Genomic DNA, 11,573 nt, shown 5'->3' on the forward strand with positions numbered 1-11,573 from the left:
GCAAACACGACTTTTCAGACAAGCCCTAGGATAGGTGGTGGCCTTAGGCCTTAATGTACGCAAATAGTGGTTAGATAAAAATAACTCAATTCAGATACATTAATTCTGCTTTGGTATCTGGTTATATAATTTTGATAGCTTTGTGCTACTCGGGTTCTGATTAAGGTAACCAATAGGCGGTCAGTCATACTGTAAAAAAAGCCGCTCATTCGAAAATCGCCGTGCCATCATTGATCCTCTTTTGCTATGAGCTAAAACTTTGGGTGTAGGGAAGTTTGACGAGGTTGAACTAAGCCTACAGATGCCCGGATGACACTAGGGCGTCATTGTCGAGCAGTGGACGTTGTTCGTAGTATCCACAGGCATTTGCCCGCCATCCCAGTCCGTATGGGAACGCTCTTCGATATCACCGGAAGGATATCGAGTCGAGCTGAGGCCCCAAGCCTCCTAAATGGGAATCTTCATCCATGGGATGCATAGGTTCTGCTTGGTTTTCCCGTTGTCATCGGTGATCACATGACTTCCGTCTCAATCGCAGCCCCCGTTTCACACATCCGCCTTCTTGGCGTCTCTTTCCTGTCTCTGGCACTAGTTGCCCCCGTGCAAGCTGGCGTCGATCTAGTAGGACTCAACCTATCCGGCGCTGGTTTCGCACCTCAGGTACTGCCGGGGGTAAACGGCGCTAACTACATCTTTCCAAGCGCAGCTCATTTCCAGCAATGGAAGGCGCATGGTGTCAACTTCGTGCGTTTCCCGATCATCTGGGAGCGGCTGCAGCCGACGCTCAATGGCAGCCTGGACAGTACCTATGCCGCTCTCATCGACCAGACCTTCGCCTATGCCGCCAAGTATGGTGTAAAGGTAGTACTGGATCTGCACAACTATATGAGGTACCGAGGCAATATCATTGGCACTAGCAGCGTGCCCTATAGCGCCTACCAAAATATTATGACTCGTATCGCTACCCGCTGGAGCGGGCAGTCGGCACTCTATGGCTACGACATCATGAATGAGCCGCACGATGCGCTAGCCTATTGGCCCACCGCAGCACAATACGGAATCAACGGGGTGCGGTCCATCGACAACACGAGGCCGATTTTCATTGAGGGCAACGGTTGGGCCAGTAGCTATTATTGGCCGCGCTATAACGACAGCCTGCTTGCTCTCACTGATCCGGCCAACAAACTGATTTTCGAGGCTCATACTTACTTCGATGCTGACGGTGGCGGCGCCTATGCCAATACAGTAACCAGCGTTGATCCTCAGGTAGGAGTGGACCGCGTCAAACCCTTCGTGGATTGGCTTCGCAAGAATAACCGCAAGGGTTACATCGGTGAGGTCGGGGTGCCGGATACTAATAGCGGTTATTATACTGCCCTGGCCAATATGCTGGCCTACCTTAAGACCCGCTGTATCCCTACCACATATTGGGCGGCCGGACCCGGGTGGGGCAACTACGCACTGTCGGTGGAGCCAACCGACGGCGTCACCGCCCGGCCGCAATGGGCAACACTCAAAAGCTATCTCGACAGCAGCACTTGTAGCGCTTTCGGACCGGGTAGCTGAACCGTAAGCCGCTCCTGTGCCCATCGAGCGGAGCGCGCCGTTCGCACTATTGGTGTAGATTGTGCGCTCCTTGGCACGGTATCGCGGGTGGATAACTAACCCAACACTGCGCACAAGGCCTGTGTATGTCGCAATTTTATGAGTGAAATCCCAGATAGGGTGATTGCTGTCCAACGCGATGTCGGCCCGCCCTTTTCCGTTGGAGGACTTGTATGTGATGGCAGTCAGTGAGGCTGTGTGCCAAGTATGCATCATCTCCGGATAACAGCTTTTCTTGACCTTAAGCGATCCCAAAAGCGAATCGAAAAAGTCAATCGGTCGATTTCACGTCTAGTTAGTAATTATCGTCTCGTTCCAGATGTTTTAAAGCGCTCCCTTGGGTAGCCACTTGCTAATAAGCAGTAGGCCTGCTGTACCATTTCGATGGGGGGAGGTGCATCCAACTTCGGATAAGACCCTAACTTTTATAGGTGAGGTGGCAACCATTTTGGAAGTGGCGAGCTGGCGGGACTAATTCATCTAAGGTGTTTGTTGACTAAGAAAGCTGGCGCTAGAATCCGAGACGGAGTCTATAGATATAAAAAAACCGCAGCAGGTGGATGAGCCGACTGTGAAAACAAGGTAGGGTCTCATCATGCAGGCTAGCCACTGCGGAATATCGTGTGTGCTATTGCGCATACCATCCTACTTGCTCGCCGGTCAGTCCGTGGCGGACAGCATTCCCGATGCAGAGCCTCAATCAAGGGCTGAAGCAACTCGTTTAGGTGCGGATGCTTGCGCGGCTGGTACCTAAGTGCTTTATCAATATGGGGCGCTCTTGCGATGATTTACTGCAACGTGCATTAACCGTCTGCAAATTAGTTATCCACGTCGGTACGCAGATCTTCGGCGCCGAAAAACTGGCCAGCCCAAGCTGGCAGAGTAGCTGAGTCCGCCTGTCTATTACATAGTACTGAAGCGATCCGTCGTCTCCACCTGCGATTGGTTAAGCAGAGGCAGACGACGGACTAGAGCGGTAAGGTTCAATACGGCACGGCCATAACGGGACCTGACACGCTTCACTCCCTAAGCGGCTGTTGAAGGCTCAACGCTGAGCGCCGAAGCCGGGGCCACCGCCGCCACCGGGACCACCATGACCGCCGCCACCGCCAGGAGGCATGAACAGCCAGCAACCAGACAGGGACAGGAGGGCAGCCAGCAATGCTACCTTGCAGCTATTAACGAACATCATTTTCTCCTAAAACTAAGATACTGCTATTTGACACCGGAAAATCGCGGAAATATGTAACTGTAGGTAAAGATTGAGTAATACTGCATCTGAATCAGTTCTACTGCCCGTTGACATTGACATTGACATTGACATTGACATTGACATTGACATTGACATTGACATCGCGAGACGCTGGTGTCTTTCCATTCGACATGGATACTCTTGCCCGTGGTAAATGTGGCTGGTGTCAAAAGTCATGTTTTAATCTCGGATGGCTGTCCGGTAGCAGCACAGGCAGGTATACCGGTCGCTAGCAGCTATCGAGCGGACGCTGGACGTTCGTCAGCAAATGCTCAATGGTCCCTTATGGCGCTGATGCAAGAGCACTAAACGATGTGAGCCAGCCGAACGCTATAGTCTTTGCGCAAGGGTTTGCCACCTCTCTCAGTGGTGGCGATCAGGTTTACTCGGACAATCTGATTGATTTGCGAACCGTCAGGGTAATGTGATCAAACGTTTGCTCAACTGGCTCAAAAGCGAAGGATTTCTATCCATTTCGACAGGTTGGCTAACACCTTTGAAGCGATGATCCTTTGAGTCTGCATATCGATCGCCGGGCGAATCGAGCTATCATGCTAGTTCAAATTTTCCCGTTGAATCTATCCGTTTCACGCTTCTTGGCGCAGCAGGATGGCCAGCAGGAACACCTCGAACAGCCGCGCGAATTACGTATGAAGGCGGCGTTCGGCTAATCCTCTATCTGTCTGGCATCAAACAGATAACCTTCACCGCGTACGGTCTTGATCAATTGGGGCGCACGGGGATCGTCGCCCAATTTGCTGCGCATTCGCGACACCAGCAGATCGATGCTACGATCAAAGGCTTCCATTGCTCGCCCGCGAGTGGCATCGAGCAATTGCTCACGACTCAGCACCTGTCGCGGCTGCTCGATAAAGACCCAGAGCAGTCGTACCTCAGCGTTGGACAGCGGGACCATTATCCCCGACGGGGAATGCAACTGATGCAGGACGCCATCTAGCTTCCACCCATCGAAGCTCACGCTACTTCGTTTATGCCGGGTGAGACGGCCGCCGTGAGTACGTCGCAATATCGACTGGATTCGCGCCACCAGTTCTCGAGGCTCGAAGGGCTTCGCCATATAGTCGTCGGCCCCCAGCTCGAGACCGATGATGCGGTCCGCCGGCTCGCATCTAGCGGTCAGCATCAGGATTGGGATGCCACTGTCCCGTCGCAGTGACCGACAGAGAGAAAGCCCGTCCTCCCCTGGCAACATAAGATCCAATACAACCAGATCGAAGGACTGCTCTACCAGAGCCTTGCGCATCTCCAACCCGTTGCCCACCCCGAGGGCATTGATACCGAAGCGCGCCAGATAGTCGCAGATCAATTCGCGGATCGACGGATCGTCATCAACCAGCAGGATGTGCGAGGTCCAGTGCTGTGGTTCGGGTGACAGCGGCATTTTGGCTACCTAAACAGGCAAATAGACTATGGGTACATGCTACCCGGTCAGCGTGCTATGCATCGAGAAATTATGTATATCTTGCAGAGATGTAGTATCCATTTTGATACAAATTCCCATATCTGAAAATCGATTCAAGCTCTCCGTATAAAACGTCAGTAATATAGTGATGTATAAATTGTAATATAAAAATCAAATTTCAGCATAGGCTTATATTATGTCTTGCACTTAGACCTACTAGATCCAATCGACACGAACAGTGACGCCATGACTCAGCTCGCTGACCGCGTGCTCTATACCAGTGTCTCGGGGTCAGCGCACCAACACAATGGTCTGTTCCAATGACTGCATGTGACATGTCTTGCGAAATTGTCCAACTTTCAGGTGCACTTCAAAGCAGGCTCTATCTCTGTTTTCTGATAGAGAGGAATAATTTTATAAAGCTTGAACCTCCCCAATGTAGGCTGTCGGACACATTTATGTAAGCGCTAAGGTACATCCCATTTTTCGGTTCCGGCCATCCCGTCTTTACGCCCGAATGTCGTGCCATTGCAGACTTTTTGTCTGTGCCAGTGGCAGCATCATCAACGTGTCTCACATGAAGGCGGATGTGGCGTGAAAAAGGCCGCAGGCTTTACTCTTACCGAATTAATGATAGTTGTAAGCCTAATTGCTATCACGGCTGCCCTGGCTGTACCAGGCTTCAGCTCCATGGTTCGCTCCAATAAGGTCACTGGCGCTGCTCAAGAGTTACAGAATCTATTGACTTACGCCCGTAGCGAGGCGATGGCACGCAGCGTCAATGTCGGGGTTACCGCAGTTACTGTTAATGACTGGACCGGCGCATTGGTCGTCGCTACGGTGACCAGCACCGTCTTGGGTGAGGCGGAAATCCTACGGCGTTTCACTGATACGGGACTTGCGGCCTCGGGGGTTAACAGCACGGGTACCTCTACTACCGTGGCTTTTCGTCCAAACGGGACCTTGGTTTCAACAGCTGCAGCTATAATTAACGTATGCGCCAGTAATGACAAAGCCACCACGGGTAGAACGCTGACTATCAGCCCGGGTGGGCAAATCAGCACGAAGGACTTTGCGCCCACGTCCGCCAAGACGAGTGGCTGTTCATGAGTTCCTCCCGTCAACCGGGTTTCAGCCTCATCGAGCTGCTAGTTAGTCTGATCGTCATCTGTATTGGTGTCTTGGGCATGGCAGCGCTGCAGTCTCGTAGCTTGGTGCAATCTCAAGACTCCGTGCTTCGCAACACCGCCATCATGCTTGCGGGCGATCTCATAGAGGTGATGCGCAGCAATCCAGGTGGTGCGCTAAGCGGCGATCTATTCAGCGTCACCAGCAAGTACTACAAGGCTGCCGGTAGCGACTTTGCCGCTACTGCGCTGGACTCTGCCGACGGTTCGTGCGCCAAGCTTGCACGAGGTGTCGGAGGAGATGCTATTGCCGGCAAGGATCTCACCTGCTGGCTACGTCAGGTCAAGGCGTTGCTGCCAGTGACTGATGACCTTATCAAAGCCAACTTCGCCGTTTGCCCATCGCTTGCGGCACCAGTGGTGGGCAGTACGACCCCTTATAGCGCCTGTGGCAGCGCAAACAGTTCGGTAGCCATGGTCGTGCTGGCTTGGCAGGATGCTTCCGGCAACACTCAAGGATGTGCCGGTGGGATCTGTTACTACGTCCTGAGGGCCGAGCTATGACGAAGCAACGCGGCCTGACCATGATCGAGATGATGATCGCACTGACGCTTAGCAGCTTCCTGATTCTTGGCGTGAGTCAGCTATACATCAACAACAAACGCCATTATCTCTACCAGCAGGGCCAAGTCGAAACTGGCGACAATAGTCGGCTCGCATTGTTGTTGTTGGATCAGCAACTGGCAAAGGCCGGCTTCCGCGCAAATCCGGTTGTTCAGAAGAGCTTAACGGTGGCCTTTCCAGCCTTGGATGCCACAAGTGGCTGCCCGGCCTTTTCAGCAGGGCAGACCATCAAGCTCACCACAGACACCAACCTGACTGGGATCTGTTTTCGCTACCAAGGAGCGGTTAAGGGAACGGACGTTGACTGCCTAGGTAATAAGATCGCTGCTGCAAGCAATGGTACCGAGGTCCTTACACGAATCAGCTACGTGGCTGATGGCAGTGGAACCGGAAACCTTACCTGCAGCGCTCAAGGCGAGACCGCTCAGACCTTGGTCAGCGGGCTGACTGGCTTCGTCTGGTTTGCGGTGCCGGCAAGTACCGATTCTACTCAAGTTATTCGCTATGCGGCCTTATTTTCCACCACAAAGACACTTACCGATGGTATTTCCAGCACGGTGATCGATAACTGGAACACCCTGAGCGGCCAAAGTCTGAAGGACACCACTCATGTGCTACAGATCGTGCAAGGCAGCGTGACTCTACGGAACCTGATGCAATGACGAGCATTAAGGCTTCATCACAACGGGGCGTCGTGCTGCTCGTCGCACTGATCATGCTGTTGTTACTGACGCTGCTGGCTTTGTCCAGCATGCGCTCGAGCACGCTGCAGAATCGTCTGAGCGGCAGCGTATCCGAGCATAAGCGCGCCTACAACGCGGCTGATTCGGCGTTGAGGGAAGGAGAGCGGCGCGTAAATGCCTTGAAGTTAACGGCAACCTTTTCGGCCGCCAGTGCAGGCTATTCGAGTTGCGCTTCGAGCGTGGCGGCTATCGGTAGCAATCTATGTCTGCTGGTCGAGGGGAGCGACCTTGATACCACTGAGAAGACTCAGGCCTGGGCCAAGACCGCCTTGGCGGCAACTGGTACGGCATCAACATCGGTTGCCTACACTGGTTATGACGGCAAGTCAGCATTCACGAGCCTTCCCCGGTGGGTCGCAACGGTCATCGCCAGCAGCGGGGCGGAAGATGTGTCTCTCGCCACTCAAGGCAAAGGTACCTACTACTATCGCGTAACCGCCGCCGCAACGGCCGGGGGCGCCCGTTTCCCTGTCATTCTGCAAAGCGTCATCAAGGTAGAAGTCCAATGAGCTTGCGCCAATTCCTTGCGACTCTGTCCCTATTTCTGGCGTTGCCTGTGGTGGAAGCCGCTACGCTTACCGTCAGCCAGCAACCCCTGTTCCTCACCACAGGGGTTGGGCCCAACTTTTTCATCACCATCGACAACTCAACCAGTATGCAAATGGCGGTGGTGCCCGATGCTTCGCGGACCGATGCAATCCGAGTGACGCGACGCGCTAAATCATCGACATTCAATGGTCTCTACTACAACCCCCAAGTTACCTATGCGGCGCCCTACAAGGTTGCCTACGATTCCTCGACGGGTCTTTTGACCAAGACCCGCTTGACGACGAGTTTCACCGCGGCCTACGTCAACGGATTTCGTACCGGGTTGGGAACGGTTGACCTTAGCAGTAACTACAAGGTGAGCTGGGGTTATAATCCCAACATAACTACCACGGATCCAGAGACGGCTCGCGGTACTAGCTACGCCAATCCCGGTCTGGCGACAGGTAGCGCAAGCACCCTAGCAGAAAATCCGTCAGCTGACTTTTCTTCTAGTGCGGTAAAATCTGGCGTAGCTGCCTATTATTACTTATACGATACCACGCCCTCGACATGCACCTCCGCTGGAACCGGCAACGATGCCTGCTATAAAAAAGTTACGGTCTCCAGCACCTCCGGTTCGAACAGTAGCGACGAAAGGCAGAACTTCGCCAACTGGTATACTTTTTACCGCAGTAGAGCCTTAGCCGCGCAAAGTGCAACTAATCTTGCGATGGTCGACGTAGATGAAAATATACGCGTCGGCTGGCAAGCGCTAGGCAGTTGCACCTTTTCCGCTACATCAGCAAATTGTCGCGGCATTAGCAATTCCAGCTCCTCTGCCTACGACAATCGCCTGCGTCCCTTTAGCGGTAGCCATCGACAGGCATTGTTCGACTGGCTTGGCGACATCTATTTCGACTCCAGTACGCCTTTGCATTCAGCTCTGGCCCGGGTGGGCAGTTTCCTGTCCACTACCGGCGCCAACGGCCCATACGCCTACAGTCCAGGCACCACTGAGGCACCCGTCTACGCTTGTCGCGCCAATTACAGCTTGATGGTGACGGATGGCGTCTGGAATGCCACCTACGACGTGGCTGGTGAGGACAGCAGCAGTCAGACCTTAGGCGATGGCACCACCTATAGCCCAATAGCGCCCTATAAGGATTCCACTACCGACACTCTGGCTGACTTGGCTTTCCAGTATTGGTACAAGGACGCTAATACATCACTTGCCAATAAGATTCCGCCCTACACTGCGGTGAACGGTACGGAAACGCACGGCTCCAACACGCTGACCCCCTACTGGAACCCAAAGAACGATCCCGCCACTTGGCAGCACCTGACCGGATTTTATGTAGGCATTGGTCTAAGTAGCGCCCTGACCAGTCCGGCCTGGAGCGGCGATACCTATTCAGGTGGTTACGATGCGATCGCTTCCGGCACCCTGAGTTGGCCCAAAGCAGCGTCCGGGAGCGACAACAATGTTTACGACCTTTGGCATGCGGCCATCAATTCGCGCGGCGCCTTCTTCAGCGCAGACGACGCCGGTGACTTGGTCAGTTCGCTTGGCGCCGTGGTGACGCGGATTACTCAATCGAACAATGCTGCAGCAAGCCAGGTGTCTTCGCCAATGCTCGACAGCAGCTACTCGTCGAGCTACACCTATGTCCCAACCTTTTCCAGCAGTGACTGGAGCGGTGACCTAACCAAGTATTTGCGGACCGCGACGTCCGTCACTCGTCAATGGAGCGCCCAGAGCAAGCTTGACGCCGCCTACGGCAGTGGCAGTTATGCCGCTCGAACGGTGAAGATGGCCAAGTCTAGCAATACGTTGCAAGACTTCAGCTGGAGTAATCTTAGCGCTACCCAAAAAGCGTATTTAAACAAAAATCTACTGGGCACAACTGATAGCTATGGATCTCAGCGCGTCGATTATCTGCGGGGCGCGCGAACATATGAAAGCAGCAGTACCACACCGAGCTTTCGGATACGCAGTCACATTCTCGGCGACATTATCGATTCGACGCCAGTGCAGGTAAGCATTCCAAGCAGTCCCGAAGCCAAGATGAATGCCTTGGTTTCTACTACAAGTGGATCCTATACCGCCTTTCGCCAGACTTGGGCAGACCGGTCCACGCGCATCTACGTCGGGGGCAACGACGGCATGCTGCACGCCTTTGACGACAACGGGAACGAGAAATTCGCCTTCGTCCCCAGTGTTGTTCTACCCACGCTCTACAAGCTTAGTGATGTGAATTACACCGGCGGCGCGCACCAGTTCTATGTTGATGGATCGCCCCTGGTGCAGGACGTCTATTACGGCGGTGCCTGGCACACCGTACTGATTGGAACCCTGCGTGGCGGAGGTCGTGGCCTGTTCGCGTTAGACATCACCGACCCGGATAACATCAAATTACTGTGGGAAAAGAGTAGTAGCGACTACCCTCAACTGGGCTATACCTACGCAAAACCTGTGGTCACACGACTGCAGAATGGCTCCTGGGCAGTGATTCTGAGCAACGGCTATGGCAGCAGTTGGACGAGCAACAGCACTACATTGGAAAATGCCGCTTCGCTCTATGTGTTGGATGTAAGCGATGGCAGCCTGATCTCTCAGTTGACCGCGTCGGCCAGTGGTACAGCGGTGAATGGTTTGTCCTCGCCGCTTGTAGCGGATGTCAATAGCGATCTGATCGCAGACTATGCCTACGCTGGTGATTTGCAGGGACGCCTGTGGCGTTTTGATCTGGTGGGCAGCAGTGCAACCAGCTATGGCGTTGCGTTTGGCGGTAAGCCTCTCTACAGCGCTCTGGCCAGCAGTTACTCAAGCGGCTTGAGCAGCTTTATCCAAGCCATCACGGCGGCTCCTTATCTCGTGCGCCATCCCTCCGGTACCGGTTATTTGATCGTTTTCGGGACTGGAAAGTATCTGGAGAGCGCTGATGCCACCGCCAATACCACTAAAGCCATGTCGCTCTACGGCATTTGGGATCGTCAGGCCACCGGAACTGCGGCCAGCACGACGCCGACCCTTAGCGCTTCCAGCCTCCAGCAGCAGACACTTGGAACAGATACGAGTATCTCCTATACCAGTTCGACGGGGAGCACGGTCGCTTCCACTGCCAACACCGTATCGACAACGGCGGTGGATTGGTACTCGAGTACCAATACAGCGGGTAAATATGGTTGGTACGTAAACCTGCCACTGACCGGCGAAATGGTTGTTAACAAAGCTCAATATATCAGCGATACCCTGCTGTTTACGTCGCTGGTGCCCAATGACGATCCTTGCGATTCCGGTGCAGTGACCTACCTCTACGCCCTTGATCCTTATACCGGCGGCGGCAGCGACCTCCTTGAGCTCGGCCTTGATACTAGCTATTCACGGCTGAAGCTGGCCGGCCTCTTTGCAGGAGCCTCAATCTTCACTTACGGCAACAGTGTCGTCATTTCAGGAACTGGCACGTCAACCACAACCTCACTTACCAATACCGACGGGTCCACGACTACAACCACTTCGGGTAGCGGTCTGACTGAGTCTACAAGCACCAAGCAGACATTTTCCCGTCAGACTTGGCGGACCATACCCAATCAAAATCCTGACTAAAGAGTTTTTTGATGCGAGCACGAGGCTTTACCCTAATTGAGCTGATGGTTGTCGTCGCGATCGTTGGCATCCTTGCGGCTATCGCATACCCGAGCTATCAGACCTACGTATTGCGCTCCAACCGCAGCGAGGGCCAGGCTTTGCTTAATGAAGCGGCGGCGCGGATGGAGCGGTTTTATGCCCAGAACAATGCCTATCCGACCACAGTATCCGGGTTGAACATTGTCAACAATAAAACTGCCAGCGGTAGTGCTATGGTGCTGTCCTCCAGTGGCTACTACCAACTAAGCATGGCGGTCAACGGCACCGGGACCACTGCTTACACTAATAACGGTCCCTATTTTCTGACCGCTATCCGCAGCGGTACACAGACACGGGACACGATCTGTGGTGACCTTAATCTTAATGCACAAGGAGTGAAGGGAGTAACCAACAATAGTTCAGGTACCGCCGCCGACTGTTGGCGATAACCCCTTGCCCATCATACCTCTAGAGCATGCAGTAGGTTATATCCCACTAGCAGGGGGGGGCGGATGACATTTGCGAGTCCTACTTTGTCGGATTCCTGCTGATATGGACCCAGAAGATCATAATTGCAATGTGTGCGCTGGAAGATTTGATTCCGTTTAACGACAAGAATGACAACGAGGATCCATATCAATAC

General features: G+C 53.6%; 8 protein-coding genes. 7 read left to right on the forward strand and 1 reads right to left on the reverse strand.

Annotation, left to right across the window (positions count from 1 at the left end; genetic code table 11):
- The first annotated feature begins 516 nt into the window (after positions 1–516).
- A complete protein-coding gene (locus ACUCV0_RS23655; protein ID WP_482213887.1) occupies positions 517–1,566 on the forward strand; it encodes a glycoside hydrolase family 5 protein in 1,050 nt (349 codons plus the stop codon).
- Between the two features lie 1,958 nt (positions 1,567–3,524).
- Here the strand turns inward: ACUCV0_RS23655 and ACUCV0_RS23660 are convergent.
- Positions 3,525–4,259: a response regulator gene (locus tag ACUCV0_RS23660; RefSeq protein ID WP_482213888.1), complete on the reverse strand. Its 735-nt coding sequence runs from the start codon at positions 4,257–4,259 to the stop codon at positions 3,525–3,527.
- Between the two features lie 615 nt (positions 4,260–4,874).
- Here ACUCV0_RS23660 and ACUCV0_RS23665 point away from each other — a divergent pair.
- The 6 genes from ACUCV0_RS23665 to ACUCV0_RS23690 are packed head-to-tail and all read left to right on the forward strand — an operon-like array spanning position 4,875 to position 11,379.
- A complete protein-coding gene (locus tag ACUCV0_RS23665; protein WP_256664695.1) occupies positions 4,875–5,390 on the forward strand; it encodes a GspH/FimT family pseudopilin in 516 nt (171 codons plus the stop codon).
- Positions 5,387–5,971 carry a type IV pilus modification protein PilV gene (gene pilV / locus ACUCV0_RS23670; RefSeq protein ID WP_158893867.1) on the forward strand — a complete coding sequence of 195 codons (585 nt, stop codon included), beginning with the start codon at positions 5,387–5,389 and terminating at the stop codon, positions 5,969–5,971. The genes ACUCV0_RS23665 and pilV overlap by 4 nt, the downstream gene beginning before the upstream one ends.
- On the forward strand, positions 5,968–6,693 hold the full coding sequence (locus ACUCV0_RS23675) for a PilW family protein (protein WP_482213889.1): 726 nt from the start codon (positions 5,968–5,970) through the stop codon (positions 6,691–6,693). Before pilV ends, ACUCV0_RS23675 begins: the two co-directional genes overlap by 4 nt.
- On the forward strand, positions 6,690–7,283 hold the full coding sequence (locus tag ACUCV0_RS23680; protein ID WP_482213890.1) for a pilus assembly PilX family protein: 594 nt from the start codon (positions 6,690–6,692) through the stop codon (positions 7,281–7,283). Before ACUCV0_RS23675 ends, ACUCV0_RS23680 begins: the two co-directional genes overlap by 4 nt.
- Positions 7,280–10,909 (forward strand): pilus assembly protein, encoded by a 3,630-nt coding sequence (locus tag ACUCV0_RS23685; RefSeq protein WP_256664696.1) that lies wholly within the window; start codon positions 7,280–7,282, stop codon positions 10,907–10,909. Before ACUCV0_RS23680 ends, ACUCV0_RS23685 begins: the two co-directional genes overlap by 4 nt.
- Before the next feature lie 11 nt (positions 10,910–10,920).
- The gene (locus ACUCV0_RS23690) at positions 10,921–11,379 is read left to right on the forward strand and encodes a type IV pilin protein (RefSeq protein ID WP_482213891.1); all 459 of its coding nucleotides are present in this window, start codon (positions 10,921–10,923) and stop codon (positions 11,377–11,379) included.
- Positions 11,380–11,573 lie beyond the last annotated feature (194 nt).

This window comes from Pseudomonas sp. VMV1 (assembly GCF_056790235.1).